Annotated in this window: 26 protein-coding genes; 11 read left to right on the forward strand and 15 right to left on the reverse strand. The window is 56.7% G+C overall.

Features of this window, described 5'->3' with window-relative positions; all coding sequences use genetic code 11:
- Nucleotides 1-104: 104 nt before the first annotated feature.
- The 6 genes from rodA to ACN0V1_RS17200 form a co-directional block, all read right to left on the reverse strand.
- Nucleotides 105-1,247, reverse strand: a complete 1,143-nt coding sequence (gene rodA, locus ACN0V1_RS17175) for a rod shape-determining protein RodA (protein ID WP_417546164.1) — start codon at nucleotides 1,245-1,247, stop codon at nucleotides 105-107.
- Nucleotides 1,247-3,145, reverse strand: coding sequence for a penicillin-binding protein 2 (mrdA, locus tag ACN0V1_RS17180; protein WP_417546165.1), 1,899 nt, complete (start codon nucleotides 3,143-3,145; stop codon nucleotides 1,247-1,249). The genes rodA and mrdA overlap by 1 nt, the downstream gene beginning before the upstream one ends.
- A 9-nt stretch (nucleotides 3,146-3,154) precedes the next feature.
- Nucleotides 3,155-3,625: a 23S rRNA (pseudouridine(1915)-N(3))-methyltransferase RlmH gene (gene rlmH, locus ACN0V1_RS17185; protein ID WP_417546166.1), complete on the reverse strand. Its 471-nt coding sequence runs from the start codon at nucleotides 3,623-3,625 to the stop codon at nucleotides 3,155-3,157.
- Nucleotides 3,626-3,627: 2 nt separating this feature from the next.
- A complete protein-coding gene (gene rsfS, locus ACN0V1_RS17190; RefSeq protein WP_417546167.1) occupies nucleotides 3,628-3,978 on the reverse strand; it encodes a ribosome silencing factor in 351 nt (116 codons plus the stop codon).
- Between the two features lie 70 nt (nucleotides 3,979-4,048).
- Nucleotides 4,049-4,711, reverse strand: coding sequence for a nicotinate-nucleotide adenylyltransferase (nadD, locus tag ACN0V1_RS17195; protein ID WP_417546168.1), 663 nt, complete (start codon nucleotides 4,709-4,711; stop codon nucleotides 4,049-4,051).
- 5 nt (nucleotides 4,712-4,716) lie between these two features.
- Nucleotides 4,717-5,973 carry a glutamate-5-semialdehyde dehydrogenase gene (locus tag ACN0V1_RS17200; protein WP_417546169.1) on the reverse strand — a complete coding sequence of 419 codons (1,257 nt, stop codon included), beginning with the start codon at nucleotides 5,971-5,973 and terminating at the stop codon, nucleotides 4,717-4,719.
- Nucleotides 5,974-6,107: 134 nt separating this feature from the next.
- Here ACN0V1_RS17200 and ACN0V1_RS17205 point away from each other — a divergent pair, with 134 nt between their 5' ends.
- Genes ACN0V1_RS17205 through ACN0V1_RS17215 form a run of 3 tightly spaced genes read left to right on the forward strand, consistent with a single transcriptional unit; the run spans nucleotide 6,108 to nucleotide 9,567 of the window.
- Nucleotides 6,108-7,124 carry a GGDEF domain-containing protein gene (locus tag ACN0V1_RS17205; RefSeq protein ID WP_417546170.1) on the forward strand — a complete coding sequence of 339 codons (1,017 nt, stop codon included), beginning with the start codon at nucleotides 6,108-6,110 and terminating at the stop codon, nucleotides 7,122-7,124.
- Entirely contained in the window at nucleotides 7,121-8,119 is a 999-nt protein-coding gene (locus ACN0V1_RS17210) for a GGDEF domain-containing protein (RefSeq protein WP_417546171.1), read from the forward strand. The genes ACN0V1_RS17205 and ACN0V1_RS17210 overlap by 4 nt, the downstream gene beginning before the upstream one ends.
- The gene (locus tag ACN0V1_RS17215; RefSeq protein ID WP_417546172.1) at nucleotides 8,116-9,567 is read left to right on the forward strand and encodes a bifunctional DedA family/phosphatase PAP2 family protein; all 1,452 of its coding nucleotides are present in this window, start codon (nucleotides 8,116-8,118) and stop codon (nucleotides 9,565-9,567) included. The genes ACN0V1_RS17210 and ACN0V1_RS17215 overlap by 4 nt, the downstream gene beginning before the upstream one ends.
- A 5-nt stretch (nucleotides 9,568-9,572) precedes the next feature.
- Here ACN0V1_RS17215 and ACN0V1_RS17220 read toward each other — a convergent pair whose 3' ends face one another.
- Entirely contained in the window at nucleotides 9,573-10,151 is a 579-nt protein-coding gene (locus ACN0V1_RS17220) for an LON peptidase substrate-binding domain-containing protein (RefSeq protein ID WP_417546173.1), read from the reverse strand.
- Complete coding sequence (locus ACN0V1_RS17225; protein WP_417546174.1) at nucleotides 10,148-11,404, reverse strand: HDOD domain-containing protein; 1,257 nt, start codon at nucleotides 11,402-11,404, stop codon at nucleotides 10,148-10,150. Before ACN0V1_RS17225 ends, ACN0V1_RS17220 begins: the two co-directional genes overlap by 4 nt.
- A gap of 166 nt (nucleotides 11,405-11,570) precedes the next feature.
- Between ACN0V1_RS17225 and ilvD the strand changes: the two genes are divergently transcribed.
- Nucleotides 11,571-13,406 carry a dihydroxy-acid dehydratase gene (gene ilvD / locus ACN0V1_RS17230; RefSeq protein ID WP_417546175.1) on the forward strand — a complete coding sequence of 612 codons (1,836 nt, stop codon included), beginning with the start codon at nucleotides 11,571-11,573 and terminating at the stop codon, nucleotides 13,404-13,406.
- A 96-nt stretch (nucleotides 13,407-13,502) separates the two neighbouring features.
- Here the strand turns inward: ilvD and ACN0V1_RS17235 are convergent, their stop codons facing one another.
- Nucleotides 13,503-13,904, reverse strand: a complete 402-nt coding sequence (locus ACN0V1_RS17235; protein WP_417546176.1) for a peptidoglycan-binding domain-containing protein — start codon at nucleotides 13,902-13,904, stop codon at nucleotides 13,503-13,505.
- Nucleotides 13,905-14,042: 138 nt separating this feature from the next.
- On the reverse strand, nucleotides 14,043-15,098 hold the full coding sequence (locus ACN0V1_RS17240; RefSeq protein WP_417546177.1) for an AI-2E family transporter: 1,056 nt from the start codon (nucleotides 15,096-15,098) through the stop codon (nucleotides 14,043-14,045).
- Nucleotides 15,099-15,219: 121 nt separating this feature from the next.
- On the opposite strand from ACN0V1_RS17240, the gene ACN0V1_RS17245 reads away from it, so the two are divergent.
- Nucleotides 15,220-15,567: a hypothetical protein gene (locus tag ACN0V1_RS17245; protein WP_417546178.1), complete on the forward strand. Its 348-nt coding sequence runs from the start codon at nucleotides 15,220-15,222 to the stop codon at nucleotides 15,565-15,567.
- A 97-nt stretch (nucleotides 15,568-15,664) separates the two neighbouring features.
- On the forward strand, nucleotides 15,665-16,564 hold the full coding sequence (locus ACN0V1_RS17250) for a haloalkane dehalogenase (RefSeq protein WP_417546179.1): 900 nt from the start codon (nucleotides 15,665-15,667) through the stop codon (nucleotides 16,562-16,564).
- A gap of 32 nt (nucleotides 16,565-16,596) precedes the next feature.
- Here the strand turns inward: ACN0V1_RS17250 and ACN0V1_RS17255 are convergent, their stop codons facing one another.
- On the reverse strand, nucleotides 16,597-17,385 hold the full coding sequence (locus ACN0V1_RS17255; protein ID WP_417546180.1) for an acyl-CoA thioesterase: 789 nt from the start codon (nucleotides 17,383-17,385) through the stop codon (nucleotides 16,597-16,599).
- 196 nt (nucleotides 17,386-17,581) lie between these two features.
- Between ACN0V1_RS17255 and ACN0V1_RS17260 the strand changes: the two genes are divergently transcribed.
- Nucleotides 17,582-19,111 carry a DEAD/DEAH box helicase gene (locus tag ACN0V1_RS17260; RefSeq protein WP_417546181.1) on the forward strand — a complete coding sequence of 510 codons (1,530 nt, stop codon included), beginning with the start codon at nucleotides 17,582-17,584 and terminating at the stop codon, nucleotides 19,109-19,111.
- Here ACN0V1_RS17260 and ACN0V1_RS17265 read toward each other — a convergent pair.
- The 4 genes from ACN0V1_RS17265 to ACN0V1_RS17280 form a co-directional block, all read right to left on the reverse strand.
- A complete protein-coding gene (locus tag ACN0V1_RS17265) occupies nucleotides 19,090-19,605 on the reverse strand; it encodes a dihydrofolate reductase (protein ID WP_417546182.1) in 516 nt (171 codons plus the stop codon). The genes ACN0V1_RS17260 and ACN0V1_RS17265 overlap by 22 nt on opposite strands.
- 179 nt (nucleotides 19,606-19,784) lie before the next feature.
- Entirely contained in the window at nucleotides 19,785-20,624 is an 840-nt protein-coding gene (locus ACN0V1_RS17270; RefSeq protein ID WP_417546183.1) for a thymidylate synthase, read from the reverse strand.
- Nucleotides 20,621-21,409, reverse strand: coding sequence for a prolipoprotein diacylglyceryl transferase (gene lgt, locus ACN0V1_RS17275; protein ID WP_417546184.1), 789 nt, complete (start codon nucleotides 21,407-21,409; stop codon nucleotides 20,621-20,623). Before lgt ends, ACN0V1_RS17270 begins: the two co-directional genes overlap by 4 nt.
- A 10-nt stretch (nucleotides 21,410-21,419) precedes the next feature.
- The gene (locus ACN0V1_RS17280) at nucleotides 21,420-22,217 is read right to left on the reverse strand and encodes a sulfite exporter TauE/SafE family protein (RefSeq protein WP_417546185.1); all 798 of its coding nucleotides are present in this window, start codon (nucleotides 22,215-22,217) and stop codon (nucleotides 21,420-21,422) included.
- 103 nt (nucleotides 22,218-22,320) lie between these two features.
- Between ACN0V1_RS17280 and ACN0V1_RS17285 the strand changes: the two genes are divergently transcribed.
- From ACN0V1_RS17285 to dxs, 4 genes are all read left to right on the forward strand, one after another.
- Nucleotides 22,321-23,094 carry an NRDE family protein gene (locus ACN0V1_RS17285; protein ID WP_417546186.1) on the forward strand — a complete coding sequence of 258 codons (774 nt, stop codon included), beginning with the start codon at nucleotides 22,321-22,323 and terminating at the stop codon, nucleotides 23,092-23,094.
- A gap of 55 nt (nucleotides 23,095-23,149) precedes the next feature.
- Nucleotides 23,150-23,404 (forward strand): exodeoxyribonuclease VII small subunit, encoded by a 255-nt coding sequence (locus tag ACN0V1_RS17290; RefSeq protein WP_417546187.1) that lies wholly within the window; start codon nucleotides 23,150-23,152, stop codon nucleotides 23,402-23,404.
- Entirely contained in the window at nucleotides 23,404-24,300 is an 897-nt protein-coding gene (locus ACN0V1_RS17295; RefSeq protein WP_417546188.1) for a polyprenyl synthetase family protein, read from the forward strand. The genes ACN0V1_RS17290 and ACN0V1_RS17295 overlap by 1 nt, the downstream gene beginning before the upstream one ends.
- Before the next feature lie 115 nt (nucleotides 24,301-24,415).
- A complete protein-coding gene (gene dxs, locus ACN0V1_RS17300) occupies nucleotides 24,416-26,347 on the forward strand; it encodes a 1-deoxy-D-xylulose-5-phosphate synthase (RefSeq protein WP_417546189.1) in 1,932 nt (643 codons plus the stop codon).
- The last annotated feature ends 33 nt before the right edge of the window (nucleotides 26,348-26,380 follow it).

Below are 26,380 nucleotides of genomic sequence, written 5' to 3' on the forward strand. Positions count from 1 at the left end.
CTGTCGGGACGTCCTCTGAAATACGTGCCGCCAGATACATGAAACATCGCGACACATACCATTGTAACGGGTTCGCTATAGGTATCACCATTACCGGCCTGACATCAGGCCGTGATCATCCTGCGATGGGTGTGTATGGACATTAATATGCCAAAGGCCGCCATCAGCGTGACGGTTGAGGTACCGCCGTAGGAAACCAGTGGCAAGGGCACGCCGACAACAGGCAGCAGCCCGCTCACCATGCCGACATTTACAAACACATAAATGAAAAAAGTCATGGTCAGTGCGCCGGCTACCAGCCTGCTGAATGAATCCTGAGCGGTGACCGCAATAAAGAGACATCGCAGAATAATCAGAAAGTACACGCTGAGCAGCACCAGAATACCGATAAACCCGAACTCTTCCGCCAATACAGCTACGATAAAATCCGTATGGCTTTCAGGAAGAAATTCAAGATGCGACTGAGTGCCTTGAAGCCACCCCTTGCCATCAAAACCACCGGAGCCAATGGCAGTTTTGGACTGGATAATATTCCAGCCAGCACCCAATGGATCACTTTGGGGGTCAAGCATTGTCAGCACACGCTGCTTTTGATAGTCCCGCATTCCAAAAAACCACATTACCGGCGCTGCGACGGAAACCATCACAAAAAAGGCACTGATCAGCTTCCAGCTCATGCCCGCAAAAAACACTACGAACAACCCGGCCATACCCACCAGAAGCGACGTTCCGAGATCCGGCTGTTTCACAATCAGGACCATGGGGAGCAGCACAATCGCCAGACCCACACCGATGCGGGACAGTCTCGGCGGCAAAAAATACCGCGACAGATACCAGGCAGCCATCATGGGCACGGCCAGCTTCATAAACTCTGACGGCTGAAACCGTGGCAGCCCAGGCAGCGCCAGCCAGCGCTGCGCACCTTTAGCGCCAACACCAACAAACAATACAGCGATCAAACCGAGCAGGCCCAGACCATACAGCCAAGGCGCCCAGCGCCGGAATACAGAGGGATCGAGCTGGGCGAAAACCAGCATCACCATGAAGGCAACGCCAAAACGCACACCTTGTGCCTTAACCACATCAAAATTGCGGTCTGCGCCACTGTAAAGTACAAACAATCCGCCAGAGACCAGCGCGAGAAGCAGGAAAAGCAGAATAGGATCCAGGTGCAGGGCCGACCACAATCCTCTCGGGCGACCGAGGGGGTTGCTGGCAGTTGAACTGAACACTTCCCGGGTGGCCATCAGCGCGCCTCGTTCTCAAAATCGGTTTTGCTAACCAGCGCGCCGTCGCCAGTCGCAGAAAATTCCAGTAACCAGGCATCGAAAAGGGCCCGGGCAACAGGGGCTGCGGTACTGCTGCCGCCGCCTCCGTTCTCAACAATCACCGCAACGGCGATCTGCGGGTTCTCCAAAGGCGCGAAGCCGACAAACAGGGCGTGGTCGCGCAACCGCTCCCGAACCTCTTCGGCATCGTATTCTTCATCTTCTGCAAGGCTGAATACCTGGGCCGTGCCGGTTTTCCCGGCCATTCGATAAGACGCGCCCCGGGCAGCGGCACGTGCGGTGCCCTTCACGCCATGCATCACTTCGGCCATGGCATCTGCAATAAATTCCCAGTTGCTGGGATCTTTAAGCTTCAGAGGCTCGTGAGTTTCGTCCGGCAAAAATTCATCTGGCGTGCGGTCTCCCTGAATATCTTTCAGCAGTCGCGGCTCAACCCACTCTCCCCGATTGGCGATCAGCGCTGTCGCCGTGGCGAGCTGCAGTGGCGTAGACAGCATAAACCCCTGACCGATCCCGAGATTAACGGTGTCGCCGGGGTACCAGGGTTCGTTCCGCGTTGCCCTCTTCCAGTCCGGAGACGGCAGAAGGCCACTCAAGGCCCCGGACACATCCAGAGTTGCATCTTCGCCAAACCCGAAGTGAGCCAAATAGTTGACCATGGTGTCCACGCCCATTTCCACAGCCGCTTCATAGAAATAGACGTCACAGGACTGAGCCATTGCATAGGTCAAATCAACCCAGCCGTGCCCTCCTCGCTTCCAGTCCCTCCAACGGCGACCCGCAGAGTTGATCTGGAAGTATCCCGGGTCCCAAATGCTGTGGTCCCTGGTCACAGCACCGCTATCAAGCGCCGCAATGGCCAGCATGGGCTTGAGCGTGGAGCCCGGAGGATACTGCCCCCGCAAAGCCCGATTAAACAGAGGCTTGTCTTTACTCTCACTTAATTCGCGGTAGTCCGGCACGCTGATGCCGGTCACAAATTTGTTGGCGTCAAAACCAGGGACGCTGGCAAGGGCGAGTATCCCGCCCGTTGCGGGCTCAATGGCAACGATGGCACCCCGGCGCCCATCAAGTAACTCGTGCGCCCGGTTCTGCAGGCGCAGGTCGATGTGCAGCTCCAGATCCTCACCCGGCACCGGGTTTTCCCGCTCGAGAACCCTCAAGGTACGGCCCCGCGCGTTGGTTTCTACGTGCTGATAACCGACCTTTCCATGCAGCAGCTCTTCATAAAACCGTTCGACACCGGATTTACCGATGTAGTTGGTACCCGCGTAGTTGACCGGATCAATCCGCTGCAACTCATCACGGTTAATACGGCTGACAAACCCCAGCGCGTGCGCTGTCAGCTCGCTGTGGGGATAATAGCGGACCAGCTCTGCTTCCACTTCCACACCGGGCAATTCGTGCCGGTGCACAGCCAGCCGCGCAATCTCGTCTTCGGTGAGGTCATAGCGTAGCGGAATCTCCTGGAAGGGCCGTCGGGGCTCGCGAAGACGGCGCTGAAAACGCTCCATATCTTCGTCGGAAACATCGAGAATGCTGACCAGCTGTTCCAGCGTCGCATCCATGCCGCCAACCCTCTCCGGCACAACGGTCACACTGAACACCGGGCGATTTTCCGCCAGCAACACGTGATTCCGATCGTAAACCAGCCCGCGCGGAGGCGGCACAGACTGAACCTGAACCCGGTTTTTATCAGAGAGAGTGGTGTAAATGTCGTGTTCTACCACTTGAAGCTGGTACATCCGCGCGATTAGCCCTGCCAAAAGCAGAAACACAATGACCAGCATAACGACAGCGCGACGCTGGAATAGCCTGCGCTCGGCGGCAGTATCCTTGAATTCACCCCACGGCATGGATGTTTCCTAGGCCCGGTGGTACGGGTGGTTGCGGGTAATCGACCAGGCTCTGTAAAGCTGCTCCGCCAAAAGGATACGCACCAGAGGATGGGGCAAGGTAAGAGGAGAAAGTGACCACTGCTGGTCGGCGCGTTGGCGGCAAGGTTCGGCCAGACCGTCTGGCCCGCCTACGAGAAAGCTCACGTCACGGCCGTCTTGCTGCCAGCTTTCGAGCTGACTGGCCAGCGTTTCAGTAGACCAGGGACGGCCATTAACCTCAAGTGCCACAACCCTGTCCTTGGGCCCCGCGGCGGCCAGCACTGCCTCGCTTTCGCGCTGCATGAGCCTCGGAATATCAGGATTTTTACCACGATGAGGCATGGCAATTTCTACCAGATCAAGAGGCATTTCCGGAGGCATACGACGCGCGTAATCGTCGTAGCCTTTACTGACCCAGTCGGGCATTTTCTGCCCCACACAGATCAGACGCAACCGCACGGTTACTCGCTGCCCGCAGCACCGACATCCGGTGCATCGCGCCAGAAGCGCTCCAGATCGTAAAACTCACGGGCCGCCGGCAACATTACATGAACAATAACGTCTCCCATGTCCACAAGAATCCAGTCGCTGCCGCCACTGCCTTCCACACTGCCGACACGAACGCCTTGCTCTTTTGCGTCAATAACAACGGAGTCCGCGAGGGATTTAACGTGGCGATTGGATGTTCCGGATGCCAGAACCATGAAGTCGGTGACGCTGGTACGATCCCGCACATCAATAACGCTGATGTCTTTTGCTTTTACATCTTCAAGTGCGTTCACTATCAGATCTTTGAGTTGCTCTGCCTGCATAATTACCCTGTTGTCCGGGTGCCGGCCGGAATGGCCACCCGAAAAGTCATATTCGAACGCGATTGTAACACTAAAAGTTCGTCACAGGGCATGCCCCATAAAGCCCCATACGCTGAATCTCCGCCAAGACCGTCTCGGGCATCAGATAACGGGGTGACCGGCCGCTGCCAATACGCTCGCGAATGCCAGTTGCGGAGATATCAAGCCAGGGCGGGTCCAACTCAAGAATAAGGCCTGAAGCCTGGCCAGAAAGAGCCCCTGCACCATCTACTTCACTTTCAATTCCACGTTCTGCCACCAGGCGCGCAGGCTCGCCTTGCGGATCCAGCGCGGTACCGGGGCGGCGCACAACAATTATGTGCGCGAGGCCGGGAATCTGCTGCCACTCCTTCCAGCGGTCAAAACCAGCAAACGCGTCCGTACCTACCACCATCACCAGCGGCACATCCGCACCCAGCTCGTTGCGCAGTTGGCGTAGCGTATCCGCTGTATAAGACGCGCCTTCACGGCGCAGTTCGCGGTCATCAATACGCAGGCGAGCTTCACCGGCAATCGCCAGCTCCAGCAAGCGCAGCCGTTGCGCAGCCGTTGCTCCAGTCTCACCACGGTGCGGCGGAACATGGCAAGGCACCAGACTGACCGTCACGTGTCCGAGCCGTTCGCTAACCTCCAGCGCAAGCCGCAGATGGCCATGATGCACCGGGTCGAAGGTTCCGCCATAAATCACATGCATCGGCATCAGGCCCTAATGTGCCCGTCGCCAAACACTACGTATTTCTGCGAGGTCAGCCCCTCGAGCCCAACCGGGCCGCGGGCGTGTATTTTGTCGGTAGAGATGCCAATCTCGGCGCCAAGCCCATACTCGAAGCCGTCTGCAAAGCGGGTCGATGCGTTGACCATGACCGAGCTCGAATCAACCTCGGTAATGAAGCGTCTGGCTCGGGTGTAGTTTTCCGTGATGATACTGTCGGTATGTCGGGAGCTGTAACGGTTGATGTGCTCGATAGCTCCCTCCAGCCCGTCAACCACGCGAATAGCCAGCACTGGCGCCAGGTATTCTTCCTCCCAGTCTGCGTCAGTGGCAGCGTTTATATCTGCGAGGATTTCCCGGGTCTGCTCGCAGCCACGCAGCTCAACACCTTTTTCGATAAAAGCCGGGCCCAGCAGCGCCAGCATGTCAACTGCGATTTCCTTGTCCACCAGAAGGGTTTCCATGGTGTTGCAGGTGCCGTATCGCTGGGTTTTGGAATTCACGGCAACGTTCAATGCCTTTTCAGGATCGGCATGGCTGTCGATATAAACATGGCATACGCCATCAAGATGCTTGATAACGGGTACCCGCGCGTCCCGGCTGATTCGTTCGATCAGCCCCTTGCCGCCTCTGGGAACAATCACATCTACGTATTCCGGCATGGTAATCAGTTCGCCGACGGCAGCCCGGTCGGTGGTTTTGACAACCTGCACGGCCGATGCCGGCAAGCCTGCGTCAGCCAGGCCTCGTGCCAAACACAAAGCAATAGCCTGATTGGAATGAATAGACTCGGAGCCACCGCGCAAGATCGTTGCGTTGCCGGACTTGAGGCAGAGGCTTGCAGCCTCAACGGTCACATTGGGACGGGATTCATAGATAATGCCTATAACCCCCAGGGGCACGCGCATTTTTCCTACCTGAATTCCGGAGGGGCGATAGGTCATATCGGTAATTGCTCCGATGGGGTCGGGCAAAGACGCTACCTGGCGAAGCCCTTCAATCATCGTATCAACACGCTCAGGTGTAAGCTCGAGCCGGTCCAGCATGGCGGCATCCAACCCGCTTTCCTTGCCGCTGGCAAGATCGCGGGCATTTGCCGCGGCCAACTCACTGCGGGCGGCATCCAGCGCCTCGGCGGTGGCCAGCAGCGCGCGGTTCCGGGTTTCTGTCGTAGAGCGGGCTACGAGCGTTGCCGCTGCACGGGCTTGCTGACCGACCTCGGTCATATAGGCTGCAATATCCATCCCTTTACCTTATGTGTTTTCAGTCAGAATTCAGGATTAAGAGGCTAACTTTACCTTTCCGGTTTCAAGTACGCACCCCAAACAGATATTATACCGCTGCGGTACAATGGGAACCCCCGAAAAGGACGAATACCATGGCCCAAACGGCCGAAAAATTTTTGCTGAACCGGTTATCACGCGCCAGCCTCGCTTTTTTTCTGGTTGTTGTCGCTCTGTGCGCCGTGCTTGGTGAGCCGCTCACCGCGGCCAGCGCCGCAGCTGTCGCCGGTATCATTGTAAGCGGTCGCAGCTTCCATCCCGGGCGCGGAGTCCGCCCTTGGCCAGCCATCCAGAAACTGTTTTTCGCAGCGTTGATACTATTGCTGATGACCAGCTTCTGGACTGGCCCCTGGGCACTCAGCCATTGGCTTTACGGGCTTGTACTGGTTGCATTTGCACTGGTGCCCCGCGGAATCGCAACCCTGGTAACCGTATTCATGGTGATTCTGGCCCTGGCCGCCGCTCACTGGGCAGAAGGCATTGCAGATCGCCACCAGATGATCAGTGCGTTTTTGCTAACCATTCTTCTTTCAGCCGTGCTGATATTTCTGCGCGAATACAAAACCCGCCAGTTGGCGCCCCTGAGGCGTACAGACGAACTTACTCAGGCCGCCAGCCGCGAATATCTCTCTGCAGACTTGCATAAGGAAATCCAGCGCAGCGAGCGCGAAGGAACGGATATGTCCATCATCATGATCGGTCTCGACGCACATGCCAGTGACAATGACCCGGACGAAGATATCCGCTCGATCCTTCCCAGAATCGGCCGTTTTCTGCACTCCCAGATCCGGGATTTTGACACCTATTACCGGGCGGCAGACCTGCAGTTTCTGGTTATTTTACCGGGCATAGCCACCCATGAAGCCATCGCCCGGGCTGAAACTATCCGTAAAGGACTTTGCACCCTACTCGAAGCCCACGGCTTGAACCTGACCATCAGCACCGGCATCGCCGGGCTGAATATTGGCGATGATGCCGACAGCCTCCAGCAAAGCGCCGCCAACGCACTGCGTCGCGCTCAACAACAAGGAGGCAACCGGACTCAGGCCTACAGCGCCTGGACACCAACCACTCCCCCAATCCAGCCCCGTGCGGAAGGATCTGCGCCATGACAGAAACCCGGCTGAGAACCTGGACACACGGCGTTAGCTACGGTCTTGCCACGCTGTTTATTTTTACATTGGCCCTGCAAAACCTTCGCTATGGTTTTTACGAGCTTTTCTACCTGGCTACCGGCATGGCCATACTGACGCTTGCGGGCGTTGCTTATACGCTCCTGAGCCGTCGCCACCAACTTTCCGCACCCGGCCACCTGGTTATTCTCTCCGGCCTGAACAGCGGCCTTCTGGCGGCCATGCTGACAATGAACAGCACCGGCATTACGCACTGGGCCATGCCGCTACTGGTGCTTAATTTGCTGATCCTGCCGCTCCGGCATGCGCTTATGTTGTCGCTGCTTCTGCTTACACCCATGGCAATTCTGTTGTTCGTTAAGCAACCCCCCGCAGATGCCATCACAGCCGTCAGTGGTCTGCTCATTGTTCTGACTGTCGCGGCACTTTATATATGGCACTACGATCACATGGCACAGTCTGCCGAAGATCTTGCCATTACCGATCCGGTAACGGGGGCACACAACGCGCGCTTTCTCGACGAGACATTGCAGAAAGAAATCAGTCGTGCAATTGCCACCGGTCACGCGCTCTCGGTGATCAACCTGACCATCGATTATGCCGACGAGGCGGCCGACCTCCACGGCAAACCTGGCATACAGGGATTGTTTTGCAACATGACCCAGCACCTGTTTGGCGTGATTCGTGCCGGAGACACACTGTATACACTGCATGATTCGGAATTCTTTCTGATCCTGCCTTTCACCCCGGAGGAAGGCGTGCGCGTGATTGCTGAACGTATCAGACGCACCATTTCCGAAAACCACTGGCCGGTGATCGGCAAAGCGACGGTAAGCCTGGGCTGCACAACGCGGGGCAGCGGTGACACGCGCACTGATACTCTGCGCAACCGTGCGCATCAGGCCATGCTTGAAGCCCGTCGGCGTGGCGCGGACTCGGCGTGGTTCAGCCCGGGAGAAACATTCGGTTCATGAGCGGCGACTGGCTTACGGACCTGACCGCGTGGCTGAGCGCCAACCCGGGATGGTTATCACTGGCGCTGTTCAGTACCGCATTTATTGAGTCCCTGGCAATTGCGGGCATTCTTGTACCGGGCGTAGCGTTTCTTTTCACCTTTGCCGCCATGGCGGCCCAGATAGGCATGCCGCTGATGCCCGTGCTGGCGTGGGCTGGCTTGGGTGCAATCGCCGGGGACACAGTGAGTTTTGCGATCGGCAGGCTTTTTCAGGGCCGACTGACCAGCGTGTGGCCACTGAACCATTACCCCAAGCTGATCCACAAGGGCGAGCGCTTCTTTCATAGTCACGGTGGTAAAAGCGTTATTATCGGGCGTTTCGTAGGGCCCGTACGCCCGGTAATACCCTTGATCGCCGGTGCACTTCTGATGCCCTGGCGGCGTTTCCTGGCATTCAACATCGGGTCAGCCATTGGCTGGGCGCCTGTCTATGTTCTGCCAGGATTTCTGGTGGGCAGCGCGATGGCGAGTGATGTACAGCCTCCGGCGCACGTTTACCTGGTTACCGGTGTCAGCATCGCAATACTGGCACTTATCTACCTGATCATTTTTCGATTCCAACTTGGCCTTGGCGACCAGAGCCGCCTCTACCTCTGGCTTCAGCGGCAAATGGCCCAGTATGAGACCACTCATCGTTTCTGGCGCCTTTACACCAACGAGCGACCTGCACAAGAGGGGGAATTTCCGCTGGCCTCGCTAATGCTTGCCTTGGGTGCCCTTGCGCTGTTTATACTCTGGGGCCAGTTGGCGACCATGACGGACGTGATTGTCCCTTTCGATCAACTGGCCCTGCAGTGGTTCAGCGACTTACGCCAACCGTTACTTGACGCGCCGGCTCTTGCCGCCACGCTTCTGGGCGACCCTCCATTGCTCATTGCTGCAGCGGTGCTGGCATGTCTGGCACTGGCATTCCGGGGGCACTACGCTGCTGCCGCTCATGTTCTGCTGGCTGCCATGATGACCATTGTGTTGGTGTGGAGCTTGAAAGCCGCCTTTGGCGTTGCTCGGCCGGATCAGATTATAAACCCACCCTCATCCGGTGCGTTTCCCAGCGGCCATACAACAGGCATTACGGTGCTTGTCACCCTACTGGCCAGTTTTGTGGCTGCTGAGACCCGCAATCGCAAGCGTTGGCAGACCTACATTTTGTTCTCGTTGCCACTGATTCCCGTAGCCCTTAGCCGGCTTTATCTGGGCGTACACTGGTTCAGCGATATTGTAGGGGGGTTATTACTGGGATTGGCGATCACCGGCGCAACAAGAGCCAGCTTCAGCAGGTTCGACAGGGTTCCTATCGCTCCGGATACCGTAACCATCTCGGCAGCACTTACCTGGTTAGCAATCTGCGCATGCTACATCTGGCACTCGTGGCCAGATGTCATACGGCACTACGCACCGGCATTCTGAAACAATCAGCCCTCTTCGAGGGCCTCAAGCAATCCCTGCAAACGGTTCAACCGCTCCAAAGGATCCTGTATCTCCATGAGATGCTGTTTTTCCTGTTTGTCCAAGGGTAGCAGTTCAGTCAGCCGCCAGCCGACCTCCCGGGCATCCTCATAATCCACGCTCATCCCCAGGTCCCGGATAACCGGGTGTCGGAAAAGCGCACGCAAAACCGATGGCAGCTCATGGAAAGCGACAGGAATGCTGCCTGGAGCTTCCGCCGGAAGAAACTCCATCTCACAAAGATTCAAACCGTCATCCTGCTGCCAGGAGCGGGCAATGGAAACTTTGGTTTCGCCCTCCACGGTAATTCCCAGCAGCCCGTTGTCCAGTTGCTGAAAATCAATAATGCGCACGTATGTGCCAGTCTCGTAAAAAGACGCCACCCGACCGGCCTCAGCGCCATCACGCAACAAGGTTATGACAAAACCCTCATCACTCTTCAAGCAGCGGGTCAGCATATCGATGTAGCGTGGTTCGAACAGCTGCAGTGGTATCCTGCCACCGGGCAACACAACCGAATTGAGCGGAAAGACCGGAACCTTCATCGGACAGACAGCAACTGTTGAACTTCATCCACCCGCGCCCGTGCTTCTGTCAGAAGTTCCAGGCTCCGTGAGGCGTTGAGCTCAAGATTACCAAGCCTGCGATAGGCCGGCACCTCATCGAATGACGGCAAACCTTCATTCTGGCTGGAGCCAATCATGGCGTGAAGTTGCGCCACAATCACAACATCCACCAGCTGCGGCTCCGGCTCCCGGCTCTCATAACTCCAATTTTCGGCGTACCGCACGGCATCAACGAAAGGCGGCGGGAACGACCAGCTCTCCAGGACAGCGGTGCCGACATCAACCCGGAGTTCACTGATGGCATTCTGTAGATTTGTGTCGTTGGCAAACAGGTTTACGTGGTGCTCCGCTTGCACCAGAACCGGAACTACGCCTATGTCATGAAGCAGACCCGCCAGCAATGCTTCTTCGGGGTTCAGACGGGTAGCGTGGTCCGCCAGCACCCAGCAAAGTGCCGCCACTTCGCGAGAATGTCGCCAGAGTTTTTCTATTTCCTGCTGCAGCGACGGGTGTCGGCTTTTGAACACTTCCCGCATGGAGAACACAGTTACAAGCTGGCGAGTCGTCTTCATACCCAGCCGAATAACCGATTCGCGAACATTGCGCACGTCGCTGAAACCACGGTAAAGCGGGCTATTACAGGCCCGCACCAGCTTGGCTGCCATGGCCGGGTCCGCCGACACAGCGCTGGCCACCTGGTCTGCCGTCGTATCGTCCCGACCCACCATGCGCCGCACTTTCCACGCTACGTCGGGAACACTGGGTAGTTTGAGCTGGTTCGAGCGGAGCTCAGCATAGAATTTCATCAGAAGGTGGTGCTCTTCGCTCTCACCGCTGTCGTGGCTTTCGCCTGAGTCCATCTCTACCTGTGCAACCGGGGCCGCCCGAAGAAGCTGATTGAGAACATCCTGTTCCACGACAAGAAATTCGCATGGCTTTACCGCCGTCACTTCGTACATTCTTGGCTGTAGCCTGGCGATGGGGTTCAGAGCTTTATCGGTTTCAGCTTCGATAACCGTTTTGCGCCCATCAACGGATTCCAACTCGACCTTGCCGGTTACCAGGAAATAGTCCAGACCATCACGCACACCGCGCTCCAGCACCCGCTGGCCCGGGCCATGAGATCTGCGTTCGGCGCGACTGGCTAGCAATACCAACTGGTCATCGGTCAGCCGGTTCAGCGGCTGAAATTCTTTCAGACGACGAAGCGGCAGGCTTTCCTGGCTAGCCATAGGCAATCTCCTGAGTGAGCTCAAGGCGGGCAGCTGATTTGTGATATCTGTTAATCATTGTAACCATGGAGCAGGAAAACAACCATGCGCCGAGAGCCCAATCTGGTAGACTTTGTCATTTAATCAAAGCTATTACCAAGTATTCCTACAGAGAGACCAGAGCACCATGCCTCAGTATCGTTCGCGGACTTCCACCGCAGGCCGTAATATGGCCGGCGCCCGCGCCCTCTGGCGCGCCACCGGCATGAAAGACGATGATTTCGGCAAGCCGATTATTGCCGTTGTTAACTCCTTTACCCAGTTTGTACCTGGGCACGTCCACCTCAAGGATCTGGGGCAGCTTGTATGCCGCGAAATCGAGGCAGCCGGCGGCGTTGCCAAAGAATTCAACACCATCGCGGTGGATGACGGCATCGCCATGGGCCACGACGGCATGCTTTATTCCCTGCCTTCACGGGAACTCATTGCTGATTCTGTCGAGTATATGGTGAATGCCCACTGTGCCGATGCGATGGTGTGCATATCCAACTGCGATAAAATCACACCGGGCATGCTGATGGCCGCCATGCGCCTGAACATTCCCGCTATTTTCGTTTCCGGCGGCCCTATGGAAGCCGGCAAAACCAAGCTGTCAGAGCACAAGCTGGACCTGGTCGATGCCATGGTCATAGCCGCAGATCCAGCTGCCGATGATGAAATGGTCGCGGAATACGAACGCAGTGCCTGCCCAACCTGTGGTTCCTGCTCCGGCATGTTTACCGCCAACTCCATGAACTGCCTGGCCGAAGCCATAGGCTTGGCGCTCCCCGGCAACGGCTCCATGCTGGCGACCCACGCCGACCGGGAGCAGCTGTTCCTGAAAGCCGGTCGCCAAATTGTGGCGAATGCAAAGCGTTATTACGAGCAGGACGACGCCAGTGTTCTGCCCCGGAGCATCGCCTCCATGGCGGCATTTGAAAACGCCATGATTATGGATATCGCCATGGGCGGATCCACTAACACCATTCTTCATCTGTTGGCAGCCGCTCAGGAAGGTGGGGTCCCGTTCACTCTGAACGAGATTGACCAGCTTTCCCGCCGCGTGCCCCAGTTGTGCAAAGTGGCTCCAAATTCTCCAAAATATCATATGGAAGACGTGCATCGCGCCGGTGGCATCATGGGCATTATGGGAGAGCTGGAACGTGGCGGCCTGATCAATACTGACCTGCCCACGGTACACAGCAAAACCATGAAGGAAGCTCTGGAAACCTGGGACATCATGCGCTCTCCGACCCCTGAGGTTGTTGAGTTCTACAAAGCCGGACCGGCGGGCATCCCTACCCAAACGGCCTTCAGCCAGAGCACCCGCTGGCCAAGCCTGGACGGCGACCGCGAGACAGGCTGCATCCGTTCTGCTGAGCACGCCTACAGCTCCGAGGGCGGCCTGGCGGTTCTGTATGGCAACATCGCTGTCGACGGCTGTGTAGTAAAAACCGCCGGTGTGGATGAAAGCATTTTCGTATTTGAAGGCAAAGCCAGGGTATTTGAAAGCCAGGACGCTGCCGTAGCCGGCATTCTGGATGACAAGGTCAAGCCCGGCGACGTGGTGATTATCCGCTACGAAGGCCCCAAGGGTGGCCCTGGTATGCAGGAAATGCTTTACCCCACCAGCTATCTCAAATCCAAAGGATTGGGCGCAGCCTGCGCACTGCTGACCGACGGCCGCTTCTCGGGCGGAACTTCCGGACTGTCCATCGGTCACGCTTCACCTGAAGCTGCAGCCGGTGGCGCGATCGGGCTTATCGAAAACGGTGATCCGATCCTTATCGACATTCCCCAGCGATCCATCAATGTGCAGTTGGATCAACAGCAGCTCGATCGTCGCCGCGAAGCCCGGGACGCGAAAGGCTGGAAACCCGAATTGCCCAGAGCGCGTGCGGTATCAGCTGCGCTGAAAGCCTACGCCCTGCTGGCAACCAGCGCTGACAAAGGTGCAGTAAGGGATCTGGAGAAGCTTGGCTGATTCAGGCTCTGGTACAAAAAAGCCCGCACAGATGATCTGTGCGGGCTTTTTCGTATTGCGTCCTGGACACCTGCAAAACCGAAAAGGGCCCCCCGATCAGAACAGGGACCAGCCACCGTCTCCTTCTTCCTCAATGGCGTCTTCTTCGACAGGCTCGGGGTTGCTGACGGCTGCAGGCTGGGACACTACCGGCCTGGAAGCTGTTGCGACTGCCGCAACCTGAACACTGATCATGCCCAGCGCTTTTTTGGTTGCCTCATCCAGAATTCCGCTCGCCTGAAGCCCGTTGTCCTTCTGAAAGCGGGACAATTCAGACCGGGTGGCATCATCCATTCTGGAACTGACATTCGTAATATTGTACCCGGCGCCATACAGGGCATTCTTCAGCGCAACCGTTTCATCGGCGAATGCGGTGGGCGCGAAACCCAACACTGCAGCTGCGCCTGCTGCAAGCGCAAAGAGGCCCATACGGGTGGTCGCGTTTTTAATGATACTCACCTGCTTTACTCCTGATATCTCAGCGATATCCGTTTCTTTCTTGTTGTGTGGTGCCAATCTCCACGGACTGGGGCTAGCTGGCAAAATCCTAACATACTTTTGTCTCATGTCGCCTAAACCGACATCACAGTCTTGACCTCAGACCCTCTGAGACTCCTCGCTGAATTCCCGGATGAAGATCCCCCAGAACGCCATGAACAATGCGGCGACCAGCGGGCCCATCACAAAACCGTTAACGCCAAACATGGCAAGGCCGCCCAAAGTCGAAAGCAGCACAATGTAATCAGGGAGTTTTGTATCCCGCCCGACCAGAATCGGTCGTAAAACGTTATCGGCAAGCCCTATCACTACCACGCCGAATATCGTAAGCACTATGGACTCAACGACATCACCCACGGCGGCCAGATAAATCGCAGCCGGCACCCAAACCAGCGCCGCGCCCACAGCAGGCAGCAGCGAGAATATGGCCATGACCACGCCCCAAAGTAATGCCCCACCGATGCCCAGAATCCAGAAAATAATGCCTCCCAAGGCGCCCTGAATGATGGCTATCAGCAGGTTGCCTTTGACCGTTGCACGGGTTACTTCTGCAAACTTGGCAAACAGCAATCGTTCGCGCTCATCCCCCAGAGGAAGGGCGCGAATCAACAGTTCAACCAGCTTTCTGCCGTCGCGCAGCAGAAAGAAGGCCAGGTACACCATAAGCGCCAGCCCGAGAAAAAACTGGAAGGTGTTCTGGCCTATACCCAGAGCCTGCTTCGCCAGGAACTGGCTACCGCCCACGAACACGCTGACCACGCGATCACGGATTTCACTGAAGCTGACATCAAACTGCGCCAGAAATGACTGAATAGCCGGGAAGGACTGGTTTACCTGATCAATATACTCACCGGGCTTTATTTCTCCGTCCTGAATCTGCTGATAGATCCCCACCCCTTCAGCTGCCAGGGACGTCACCAGAACCAGCACGGGGATCACCACAATCAACATGCAAACCGTTAACGTAATCAACGCATTCACGTTTGGTCGGTCACCGAGTCGGCGCACCAGAAACATCTGGAACGGATGAAAAATCAGCGCGATAGCTATTGCCCAGAAGATAGGCCCGAAAAAAGGCTTCATGAGAAGCACGAAAGCCAGGGATACCCCGACCAACATGGCAAGAAAGGTTCGTGTCTCAAGTTTTGCGTACATAATTCCGTTTTATCCCAGTCAGGTTCAGACGCGCATTAGCCTACCACGACCAAATGGCCACTGGCGCCTGCTTCAGGTTATAGTGAAACGTTATTGGTCAGCTATTAAACAGGTCACGGCGTTGGAACTGGAAATCTTTACCACGGAAACTGCTCTGGATGCTGCGACGGAACTGCGCCGGGTGCTGGCCGCCAGAACCCATCGCCGGAAGGTTCTGGGCCAGGAGGTTCGGGTGCCGGGCCAACTGGGCGAGGCTCTGCAACTGCCGCGCATTATTAATCGCCTGCAGAGCAAACAACAGCGTTTTCGCGAACAGGGGCTGGACGATTTTCAGGAGCTCTGGCCCACGCTGTCAATGACCACACGTGAGAAGGTACTTAACGCTATCGGCTGGTACGACCCGAAAGATCTGAACTGGGAAGACAAGCGTTCCAACCGGCGGCCAACAATTGATCCTGACAACGCCTGATTCAAAGCCACAACGCTCTGTTACGCAACTCAAACACATGAAATCGCTAACTGACTTATCCTGAGCTCGCAACCAATCAGTCAGGACAGTCGATGGCATGCGTATTCTGAGAACGGATGAAGACCGCTTTGCAGGTCTCCCGGACTACCCTTTTATTCCTCATTATCTGGATGTCGAGCCTGGCCTCCGGATGCACTATGTCGACGAGGGCCCAGCTACTGCGTCGCCCGTTCTTATGCTCCACGGAGAGCCCTCCTGGTCGTACCTGTACCGCCACATGATTCCTCTGGTCGCTGATGCCGGCCACCGGGTACTGGCACCGGATCTTATAGGCTTTGGCAAGTCTGACAAACCGGCAGATATAGATGACTACAGTTATGACCGCCACATGGCATGGCTGACTCATTGGCTGGAAGCTTTGGATCTCAGGAATATCACACTGGTATGTCAGAACTGGGGCTCGTTGCTGGGCCTTAGACTTGCCGCTGAACTTCCTGACAGGTTCCAACGGATCATCGTCGGCAATGGCATGCTGCCAACCGGCGAAACCCGCGCGCCTGCGACATTCAGCGTATGGAAGGCATTTGCTACACACAGCCCCTGGTTTCCCGTTGGCCGCATTGTGCAACTGGGCACCGAGCGGACACTCAACAAACACGAGCTGGCGGCCTACGAGGCGCCTTTCCCCTCAACGGAATACAAAGCAGGCGCACGAGCATTCCCCAAGCTGGTACCTGTCTCACCTGAAGACCCGGCAAGCGATGCCAACAAGGCCGCATGGAAAGTCCTGGAAAAATGGCGCAAGCCTTTTATTACCTGCTTCAGCAGCGGCGACCCCATAACGCGCGGAGGAGACCGCCACATGCAGCGCCGTATCCCCGGTGCACTCGGGCAGCCCCACATTATCCTGCGGGGCGGGCACTTCCTGCAGGAAGATTCCCCCGAAGACTTTGCGCGGATCATTATTGACGCGTTAAAAGCAGAAATGGCGGCCTGAGCCGCCATTTTTTCGAGGAGTCCCTGAAACCGTTAACCGAATACAGCAGCGGTCTGGCGACTGACCGCCAGCAACTCCCCTCGCGGCGTCCAGATTCGGGCATCGAAATGACAATATCCATCCCCTGCCTGATCAATTGTCGCCTTGTACAGAAGCCAGTCATCAGCCTCCAAAGCGGGCCTTGGGTGGATGATATCAAACGCCCAGGACAGCGAACTGGCCGGCACACGCGATTTGAAATGCTGGATGATTGGCGCAGGCCAGGCGTCAATCAACGCCACAATGTGGGCATCGGTCAAAACGTCGGGCACTTCCCGGAACCGCATCCATCCACCCATTTCACGACCGCTTCCGCCCGAGAACGGCAGACTTCCGTATGCCCAGCGCATCTCAATATGACCAATAAACCCCGGGGTCACACCTTCAATAAACGGCAGCCCCTGGCATTGATCGATTGGCTTTGCGTACGGGGCTGGCACTCCCTCAATCCGCACAACTGACTCTCGTCCACCCGCAAAAGCGCCAATACAGACCACCCGGGGCTCTCCGTTCTGGATAATTCGTCCTTCTACCTGACTAACCGACCCGCCCTCGCGCAGAATCTGCGCATCAAAAACAGCGGGAACATCTGCCTCTACCGGCCCAACAAACGACACGTGCATGGATCGCACCGGCCTGTTATCAGCAACCACCCGCTCCATACGATCGAATAGCAGACCCGTTACGAGGCCGCCAAACGTTGCGCGCCCCTGAGACCAGTTTGGGGGCATCACCAGCTCTTTACTGGCGCGGCCAGCGGCAATCAATTCATCAAAGGTCATAATACTATCCTGTTAGCAACCTATCAGCAGAAAAAGAGATTGCCCAAAAGTCGCGAGCAATGCAACGACGCCGCCCCGGCAACTACCTACAGATCACAATAGATTTGACGTATTAAATCCAGCAAAAAGCGGTTATAATATCGCCACATAATGCATTGCCCGGCAATGCTCTACCTTCCGAATACCGAGTAAATCAATGTCTGAATTGTCTTTTGCCGAACTGGGGCTTGATCCAGCCGTACTTGAAGCTGTATCTGCTATTGGCTATGAAACCCCGACGCCCATCCAGGCCCAGTGCATACCCGCCCTGCTCGCTGGCAAACATTTGTTGGGCGTTGCCCAGACCGGCACGGGTAAAACCGCCGCCTTTGCACTGCCGCTATTAAGCCGGGTTGATGCAACTGTCACTGAGCCTCAGATTCTGGTTCTGGCACCTACACGGGAACTGGCCATTCAGGTCGCTGAAGCCTTCACTTCCTATGCCTCAAAATTTCGCAACTTTCACGTGCTGCCTATCTACGGTGGCCAGGATTTTTATCCTCAGATCAAAGGCCTCAGGCGTGGTGCGCAGGTTATTGTGGGCACCCCTGGCCGTATGCTCGACCATCTTCGCAAAGGCACGCTGAGACTTGGCAACCTGAAGGCGCTGGTGTTGGACGAAGCTGATGAAATGCTGCGCATGGGCTTTATTGATGACGTTGAGGCCATTCTCGCCAAGACCCCGGAAAACTGTCAGCGTGCGCTGTTCTCAGCCACCATGCCACCGCAAATCAAGAAGGTAGCTCAAACCTACCTGCGCGATGCGGTCGAAGTGAAAATCGAAAGCGAAACCCGCACCGTTGAGCGTATTTCGCAGTTTGTTCTGCCGGTTTATGCAGAGCGCAAGCTGGATGCGCTGACCCGCATTCTGGAAGTGGAGCCTATCGAAGGTGCCATTATCTTTGTCCGCACCAAGGCCGAAACCACCCTGTTGGCCGAGAAGCTTAGCGCCCGTGGACACGCCGTGGCGCCCCTGAACGGCGATCTGAACCAGCGCCAGCGCGAACAGACCGTTGAGGATCTCAAGCGCGGTAAGAAAGACATTATCGTTGCTACTGACGTAGCCGCCCGTGGCCTGGACGTTCCGAGAATCACGCACGTTATCAACTACGATGTACCCTACGACACCGAAGCCTACATCCACCGGATTGGACGTACTGGCCGCGCAGGGCGCGAAGGAAAAGCCATTCTTCTGGTAACACCCCGTGAGCGGAGCTGGCTGCGCACTCTTGAACGCGCCACCAACTCGCCCATGGGAGCCTACGAACTGCCTTCGCCTGTTGAACTGAAGAAAATGCGCGAAGAGCAATTTGAAACCCAGCTTTTGGGCTTTGCCGAAGATAAAAAGCTTGCGAAGTCGATGGCGTTGCTGGATGAGATCGCTGAACGCAACGAAATGGACATCGCCATGGTTGCCGGTGCTCTCGCCTGCTGGATGGAAGCCATGCAGCCTGGCTCACTGCCTTTGGAGCAGCCTGAAGCCCTGCCAGTAGTATCTTCGGCTCCGCCTCCGCGCCGTGATCGTAAAGGCGGTCGCCCTGGCGAGTTCCGCAAGGGACCACCGAAAGGCGGTTTCAATAAGGGTCGTAGCGGCCCCGGCGGCGCTGGTGCTCGCGGCAAACCGCCTGGCAAAGGTGGCAAGCCAGCCGGTAAGCGGCCTCCTCGTCAGTCAGACGCCAAGCGCTGATAGACGACGAAGCTGTAGTCGTAAGGATTGTTATCGGACGCGGAGAAATCCTCCCGTCCGATTTCTTCCCACTCATCCCAGTTCACTTCCGGAAAATACGCATCGCCATCGACCTCGGCGTGCACCTGAGTGATGTATATGCGATCTACCTTGGGTAGCGCTTCCGTATAGATTTGCCCTCCCCCGATAATCATTACTTCGTCACCACCATCGAGTTCGGCCTGTGCTTCTGCTTTTATCAGAGCCTCTTCCAGCGATTGGGCGCCAACGGTTCCTGCGGGTGATTCTCGCTCTGCATCACGGGAAATAACAACGTTCATTCGGCCCGGTAGGGGTCTGCCAATGGAGTCCCAGGTTTTTCGGCCCATGATGATGGGCTTGCCCATGGTGGCTTGTTTGAAGTACTTCAGGTCGCCTGGCAGGTACCAAGGTAGATTGTTATTTTTGCCGATTACCCGGTTTCGGGACATGGCTACTATGAGGGCTTTACGCATGATAGGGTTCCTTTGACTCGGGCTTTGGCTTCGGGGGCTGCAAGGATGCGAAAAAGGCTCTCCGGAAACCGCTGTAAATACGTCCGTGTACGCTTGGCTCCGCCATCCATGGCTCCGCACATTTCCGGAGAGCCTTTTCCGCATCCTTGCGGTCGAACCCCGGAGGAAGCCTGCCAGTTTTATATTGCTATAGGTGCTTTAATGCCGGGATAAGGGTCGTAGCCTTCGAATTCGAAGTCTTCCAGCTCGTAATCAAAGATTGAGTCTGGTTTACGCTTGATAACGAGTTCCGGGAGCGCTTTTGGCTCACGCTTCAACTGTTCAAAAACGATGTCATCAGTGAGGTGGTTTTGATACAGGTGGCAATCACCAAAGGTATGCACGAACTCGCCAACTTGAAGATCACACTGCTGGGCAATCATGTGGGTTAGTAGCGCATAGGATGCAATGTTGAACGGCACACCAAGGAACAAATCAGCGCTGCGCTGATACAGCTGGCAGGAGAGCTTGCCGTCAAGCACGTAGAACTGGAACAGGCAGTGGCAAGGGGCCAGTGCCATGCGGCCTTCGCGGGCGTTGTCCTGGGGGCCGACGGATTCGTCCGGGAGTTCTGCCGGGTTCCAGGCGGATACTATCAGGCGGCGGGAGTTTGGCTTGTTGCGAATCTGCTCAATGACTTCGCTGATCTGGTCCACCACGCGGCCATCCGGACACTGCCAGCTGCGCCATTGCTTGCCGTAGATAGGCCCGAGGTCACCGTTTTCCAGCGCCCATTCATTCCAGATGGAAACCTTTCGTTCTTTCAGCCAGTTGTTGTCTGTGGAGCCCTTCAGGAACCAGAGCAGTTCATAAATAATGCTGCGCAGGTGTACTTTCTTGGTGGTGACCAGAGGGAAGCCATCCTGGAGGTTAAAGCGGATCTGGCGCCCGAAGACAGAACGGGTGCCTACGCCGGTGCGATCGCCTTTGTCGAACCCGTTATCGACTACGTCCCGCATCAGATCTAGATAGGCTTTCATTCCGCGTTTCTCCGGTAAGCAATAAACATCAGGACCAACCCGGCCACAAGCATCGGGAAGGAAAGCACCTGCCCCATGGTGAGCCAGTCAAAAGCCAAGTAACCCAGCTGCGCATCCGGCTGGCGCACAAACTCCACCAGAAAGCGGAAGATTCCGTAACAAACCAGGAACAGTCCGGAGACCGCCATTCTTGGGCGCGGTTTGGACGAGAACCACCAGAGAATGATGAAAAACACCACGCCTTCAAGGGCGAACTGGTAAAGCTGGGATGGATGTCGTGCCAGCGCATCCGGCGCTTGGCGAAACACCATGCCCCATGGCACGTCCGTGGGCTTGCCCCATAGTTCGCCATTGATAAAGTTGCCAATTCGCCCTGCCCCAAGGCCTACCGGCACCAGAGGCGCGACGAAATCGGCAAGGCGCCAGAATCCTGTTCCGATCTTGCGTCCGTACCACCACATGGCAAACATGACGCCTAGCAGCCCGCCATGGAAGGACATTCCGCCTTCCCATACCCGCAGGAGCCACAGAGGGTCCGCCAGAAAAGCATCAAAGTTGTAGAAAATGACATAGCCAAAACGACCGCCAAGAATAACGCCGAGCGCCAGGTAGAAGAGGAGATCGCCCATCTGCTCTTCGGTAATCGGAGATCCGGGTTTGCGGGCACGCAGGCGACCCAACCACCAGCCGGCGACGAAGCCCACCAGGTAAGTCAGTCCGTACCAGTAAATCTTGAGTGGCCCGATGGCAATAGCAACGGGATCTATCTGTGGATGCTGAAGCATCAATAACCTCTCAACTCAAAAGAAAACGAAGACCAACAAGCAAGAGCATGATGGCAAAAACGCGCTTGAGCACTTTGGCGTTAAGCCGGTGCGCCAAGTTAGCCCCTACACGCGCAAACAGGACACTGGTAAGAATGATCCCGATCAGGGCAGGAAAATAGATAAAACCAAGGCTGTATTCCGGCAACGCCGGCTGACCCCATCCGGTCCAGGCATTGCCAACAGCGCCTGCAATCGCAATCGGCAGGCCGCACGCCGCAGAGGTGCCTACGGCCTGCTGCATCCGGACGTTGCTCCAGCTCAAATAGGGCACGGTGAGCGTTCCACCGCCTATACCGAAAATGGCGGAGGCCCAGCCAATGCCTGCGCCGGTCGTCGCAAGTCCTGGCTTACCCGCAACGTTCCTGCCTGGCGAGGGGTTGACGTCGAACAGCATTTTGAGGCCCACCAGAATGACAAATAGTCCGATAATCAGTTCCAGTGCCGCACCACTCAACAGTGCCGCTGTCCAGGCGCCGATGAGGGCGCCGACTATGATGCCGAAGGCCATCGGCCGGAAAATATCCCAGCGGATCGCGCCGTGACCGTGGTGCGAGCGGATGGAGCTGAGGGATGTGAAAACGATGGTCGCCAGCGAAGTCCCAACGGCCATATGAGCAGTAATCTCAGGGCTGAAGCCCTGAGCCCCGAAGCTGAAAATCAGCACCGGCACAATAATAAGACCACCGCCAATGCCAAACAGGCCAGCAAGGGTGCCGGCAAAGGCTCCAAGCACCATATAAATGGCAAATACAGACAACAGGGACATAGTCGCTCACACATCCGGGAAAACAAGGCTGGTATGATACACACCGGCAGTGGCAACTTCACCACTGAGGATTGCCCCCATTAGCTCCGGAGATTGACTTCGCATGTGCCTGATTGCATTTTCCCTCGGCCAAAGCGCCCGATTCCCCCTGGTGGTCGCTGCCAACCGGGATGAATTTTATCGAAGACCCACCACGCCACTCGATTGGTGGACAACAGAATCGGGCCACCGGGTGCTTTCCGGCAGAGATCTGCAATCCGGAGGCACGTGGCTGGCGATTTCACCGGAAGGCCGGGTCGCCGCTGTGACCAATGTTCGCGAGGGTACTCCTGAAGCAGGCAAGATAAGCCGTGGCGAGCTGCCCCTGCGGGCGCTCTCGGAATCCGGAGCACACTTGCAGAAGAGCCTGGCAACGTCAGCTGCCCAATACGCCGGGTTCAACCTTGTCAGCCTCTCTGAGACGGCGGGCTGGTATTTCAGCAACCGTGACGCCCACCCGGGGCGCACTATTCATCGCGGCATATACGGCCTGAGCAACCATTTGCTTCAGACCCCCTGGCCAAAACTGATACGCCTCAGGGAAGCGGTGGGCCAAACCGTAAAATCCGCAAGAGGTGATGCTGCGGATTTGCACAGCAATCTCGGCATACTGTTGCAAGACAGAACACCAGCGCCGGATCACCTGCTGCCTGATACTGGCGTAAATCGTGAGACCGAGCGGTTTCTTTCGTCTCCGTTTATAACCGGACCCGAATACGGCACCCGCGCCACCACGGTGATCAGCCTCTCTCACGCCGGTGAAATCCATGTTACCGAACAGAGCTGGGCAGCCCGAGGTGAGGCAGAAGGATACCGGGAGTTCCACTGGCAGCGATAGCGCTCTGCCTCTGATATAATCCGCGAAATTCGTTCACCCGATCGGAGGACCGCCGATGGCCGGTCAACAAGACGCCACTTCCATTGCTGATTTCGAGAAATCTCTTGATGAGCTGGAAACGCTGGTACGTAACCTGGAGCAGGGAGAGCTGTCCCTTGAGCAATCGCTTACAGCCTTCGAGCGAGGTGTTAAGTTGACCCGCGCATGCCAGCAGGCTCTCAAAATCGCCGAACAACGGGTTGAGCAATTGGTGCAGAACGACGATGGCACTCTGGAAACCCGACCATTTTCACCGGATGACGCCGACTAATGCAAAACGGGGCCCCGTCTACCATGGATTTTCTGGAAACCTGCCGCCGCCGCGTGGACGCGGAACTGGATCGCCGCCTTAAATCCGGCTCTGCCTCTGAGCAACTTCAGGAAGCCATGCGTTACAGCGTGCTTGGCGGCGGCAAACGTATCCGCCCCGCGCTGGCCATTGCGGCCGCAGGTGCCCTGGGACAGAGCCTGGATGCAGCGCTGGTTCCAGCCTGTGCAGTGGAACTGATTCACGCCTACTCGCTTGTTCATGACGATCTCCCGGCGATGGATAACGACGAGTTGCGCAGGGGCCGGCCAACCGCACACATTGCCTTTGATGAAGCTACGGCTATTCTGGCCGGCGACGCCATTCAGGCGCTGGCGTTTGGGTGGCTGGCCGAGGCTCCCGGCGTTGAGATATCTGCTCGGCTCGCCATGATTCAGGAGCTCGCTCATGCAAGTGGGCACCGCGGCATGGTGGGTGGTCAGGCGATTGATCTGGAGTCAGTAGGCAAGAGCCTGACTCTGGCCCAGCTCGAAACCATGCACCGGCATAAAACCGGCGCCCTGATTGAAGCCAGCGTGCGCATTGGCGCATTGACCGCGCCCGGCGTCAGTGAAGGCTCTATGGATGCTCTGACGCGCTACGCCAAAGCACTTGGGCTGGCGTTTCAGGTTCAGGATGATCTCCTCGACATTGAGGGAGACACAGAAACTATCGGCAAACCCCAAGGCTCCGATGTCGCCCGGGCCAAACCGACTTACCCTGCTCTGTTGGGGCTCAAAGGCGCAAGGGAGCACCTTTCTACACTGCTCAGCAGTGCTCTGGAGAGCCTGCAGGACTTCGGGCCGGAAGCCGATGCGCTCAGGGCCATGGCGGATTATGTAGTGGCAAGAACGCATTGAGCCTTCTGTTAACCAAGTACAATTTCGTAACATATGGCTCCAAATGTGAAACAGGCACCTCTGTTCCTCTATAATGGCAGCCAGTTACCGAACATTCCGGAAAAGACCCGAGTAGATGCAGGACACTTATATTTTCAAGGAAATCCCGTCGCAGCGTCCAAATACGCCGTTGCTGGACAGGGTTGACGTACCCGCCCAATTGCGGGAACTGCCGCCTGAGCAGCTTGTTCAGTTTGCCAGAGAGCTGAGAGCGTTCTTGTTGTGGTCTGTCGGGCAAACCGGCGGCCATTTTGGCGCCGGGCTTGGTGTACTCGAACTCACGGTGGCGCTGCACTATGTTTTCAATACACCGGAAGACCGTCTGGTATGGGATGTGGGCCACCAGGCCTACCCCCACAAGATCCTCACAGGCCGCCGTGAACAGATGGGCGGCATCCGGCGCAAGAACGGCCTGGCCGGCTTCCCGAAGCGCGCTGAGAGTGAGTACGATACCTTCGGTGTAGGCCATTCCAGCACCTCTATCAGCGCAGCGCTCGGCATGGCCGTGGCCGCCCGTCAGCAGAGTACCGGTCGCAAGAGCATTGCCGTTATCGGTGATGGTGCCATGACTGCTGGTATGGCGTTTGAAGCACTCAACCACGCCGGCCACCTGCACGCCGATATGCTGGTAATCCTGAACGATAACGACATGTCGATATCGCGCAATGTCGGTGGTCTGTCCAACTATTTCGCCAAACTGCTTTCAAGCCGCACCTACAACCAGGTTCGCGACAGCAGCAAGAAAGTCCTTCAGGGCGCGCCGCATCTGATGGCACTGGCAAAGAAAACCGAAGAGCACTTCAAGGGCATGATTGTGCCGGGCACCCTGTTTGAGGAGCTGGGCTTCAATTACATAGGCCCCATTGATGGACACGACCTGCCCTTGCTGGTTGAGACCCTGGAAAATATCCGCGAGCTGGAAGGTCCGCAGTTTCTGCATGTGGTCACGACAAAAGGTAAAGGCTTCGCGCCTGCCGAAGCGGACCCCATTGGCTATCATGCCATTAACAAGATTGAACCTGTGCCCGCCAGCAAACCGGAGCCAGTCAAGCCAGTAGCATCGAAACAGAAGTACGCCAACGTGTTCGGGCAATGGCTGTGTGACGCCGCGGAGCTGGACGAGCGCGTAAACGGCATTACCCCCGCTATGTGCGAAGGCTCTGACCTGCTGGAATTCTCCGAGCGCTTCCCGGAGCGCTATTTCGACGTTGCGATTGCCGAGCAGCATGCCGTAACGCTTGCGGCTGGCATGGCCTGTGACGGCGCAAAACCCGTGGTTGCGATTTACTCCACGTTTTTGCAGCGAGCCTACGATCAGCTCATACACGATGTCGCCATCCAGAATCTGGATGTGCTTTTTGCTATCGATCGGGCGGGCCTGGTTGGCGAAGATGGCCCTACCCATGCGGGGGCCTTTGATATCAGTTATCTGCGCTGCATTCCGAACATGGTGCTGATGACACCATCTGACGAAAATGAAACGCGTCAGCTGCTTCATACCGGCCTGCTGTTTGAGGGCCCGGCCGCCGTTCGGTATCCGAGAGGAACCGGACCCGGGGCGGAGATCCAGAAAGAACTTACCCCGCTGGAGATTGGCAAGGGACGCAAAGTTCGTGAAGGCGGTGGCATCGCCATTCTCAATTTTGGCACCTTGCTTACCCCGGCTCTGGACGCTGCAGAAAAGCTGGGAGCAACAGTGGTCGACATGCGCTTCGTCAAACCGCTGGACGAGGCTCTGGTTCTCGAACTCGCAGAGCAGCACGATCTGCTGGTCACGCTGGAAGAGAACGCTGTTGCCGGCGGCGCAGGAAGCGCTGTTACGGAATTCCTGAACAGGCAAGAGGTTTCAATGCCCGTGCTTCAACTCGGGCTACCGGATACCTTCATTGATCACGGCAAGCACGAAGAGCTACTCAAGGAGTGCGGGCTGGATGCTCATGGCATATTCTCTGCCATAAGCACCCGCATGGAGCGACTTCAGCACCAACGACTTAAAGCGGTCAAATAACGCGGTCGTTAAAGCCTGCATGCAAAAAGCCCG

Origin of the sequence: Marinobacter sp. (assembly GCF_048266785.1) — a bacterium.
Lineage (GTDB): Bacteria > Pseudomonadota > Gammaproteobacteria > Pseudomonadales > Oleiphilaceae > Marinobacter.

What these genes read in the sequence shown, in the direction of transcription:
- lgt (WP_417546184.1), bottom strand. Translation starts at nt 21,409, where the DNA reads ATGCTTCAGCATCCACAGATAGATCCCGTTGCTATTGCCATCGGGCCA.
- ACN0V1_RS17250 (WP_417546179.1), top strand. Translation starts at nt 15,665, where the DNA reads ATGCGTATTCTGAGAACGGATGAAGACCGCTTTGCAGGTCTCCCGGAC.
- ACN0V1_RS17215 (WP_417546172.1), top strand. Translation starts at nt 8,116, where the DNA reads ATGAGCGGCGACTGGCTTACGGACCTGACCGCGTGGCTGAGCGCCAAC.
- ACN0V1_RS17295 (WP_417546188.1), top strand. Translation starts at nt 23,404, where the DNA reads ATGCAAAACGGGGCCCCGTCTACCATGGATTTTCTGGAAACCTGCCGC.
- ilvD (WP_417546175.1), top strand. Translation starts at nt 11,571, where the DNA reads ATGCCTCAGTATCGTTCGCGGACTTCCACCGCAGGCCGTAATATGGCC.
- ACN0V1_RS17210 (WP_417546171.1), top strand. Translation starts at nt 7,121, where the DNA reads ATGACAGAAACCCGGCTGAGAACCTGGACACACGGCGTTAGCTACGGT.
- ACN0V1_RS17285 (WP_417546186.1), top strand. Translation starts at nt 22,321, where the DNA reads ATGTGCCTGATTGCATTTTCCCTCGGCCAAAGCGCCCGATTCCCCCTG.
- rsfS (WP_417546167.1), bottom strand. Translation starts at nt 3,978, where the DNA reads ATGCAGGCAGAGCAACTCAAAGATCTGATAGTGAACGCACTTGAAGAT.
- ACN0V1_RS17290 (WP_417546187.1), top strand. Translation starts at nt 23,150, where the DNA reads ATGGCCGGTCAACAAGACGCCACTTCCATTGCTGATTTCGAGAAATCT.
- rodA (WP_417546164.1), bottom strand. Translation starts at nt 1,247, where the DNA reads ATGGCCACCCGGGAAGTGTTCAGTTCAACTGCCAGCAACCCCCTCGGT.
- ACN0V1_RS17280 (WP_417546185.1), bottom strand. Translation starts at nt 22,217, where the DNA reads ATGTCCCTGTTGTCTGTATTTGCCATTTATATGGTGCTTGGAGCCTTT.
- ACN0V1_RS17220 (WP_417546173.1), bottom strand. Translation starts at nt 10,151, where the DNA reads ATGAAGGTTCCGGTCTTTCCGCTCAATTCGGTTGTGTTGCCCGGTGGC.
- ACN0V1_RS17265 (WP_417546182.1), bottom strand. Translation starts at nt 19,605, where the DNA reads ATGCGTAAAGCCCTCATAGTAGCCATGTCCCGAAACCGGGTAATCGGC.
- ACN0V1_RS17270 (WP_417546183.1), bottom strand. Translation starts at nt 20,624, where the DNA reads ATGAAAGCCTATCTAGATCTGATGCGGGACGTAGTCGATAACGGGTTC.
- dxs (WP_417546189.1), top strand. Translation starts at nt 24,416, where the DNA reads ATGCAGGACACTTATATTTTCAAGGAAATCCCGTCGCAGCGTCCAAAT.
- ACN0V1_RS17225 (WP_417546174.1), bottom strand. Translation starts at nt 11,404, where the DNA reads ATGGCTAGCCAGGAAAGCCTGCCGCTTCGTCGTCTGAAAGAATTTCAG.
- ACN0V1_RS17260 (WP_417546181.1), top strand. Translation starts at nt 17,582, where the DNA reads ATGTCTGAATTGTCTTTTGCCGAACTGGGGCTTGATCCAGCCGTACTT.
- ACN0V1_RS17240 (WP_417546177.1), bottom strand. Translation starts at nt 15,098, where the DNA reads ATGTACGCAAAACTTGAGACACGAACCTTTCTTGCCATGTTGGTCGGG.
- ACN0V1_RS17255 (WP_417546180.1), bottom strand. Translation starts at nt 17,385, where the DNA reads ATGACCTTTGATGAATTGATTGCCGCTGGCCGCGCCAGTAAAGAGCTG.
- nadD (WP_417546168.1), bottom strand. Translation starts at nt 4,711, where the DNA reads ATGCATGTGATTTATGGCGGAACCTTCGACCCGGTGCATCATGGCCAT.
- ACN0V1_RS17205 (WP_417546170.1), top strand. Translation starts at nt 6,108, where the DNA reads ATGGCCCAAACGGCCGAAAAATTTTTGCTGAACCGGTTATCACGCGCC.
- ACN0V1_RS17200 (WP_417546169.1), bottom strand. Translation starts at nt 5,973, where the DNA reads ATGGATATTGCAGCCTATATGACCGAGGTCGGTCAGCAAGCCCGTGCA.
- mrdA (WP_417546165.1), bottom strand. Translation starts at nt 3,145, where the DNA reads ATGCCGTGGGGTGAATTCAAGGATACTGCCGCCGAGCGCAGGCTATTC.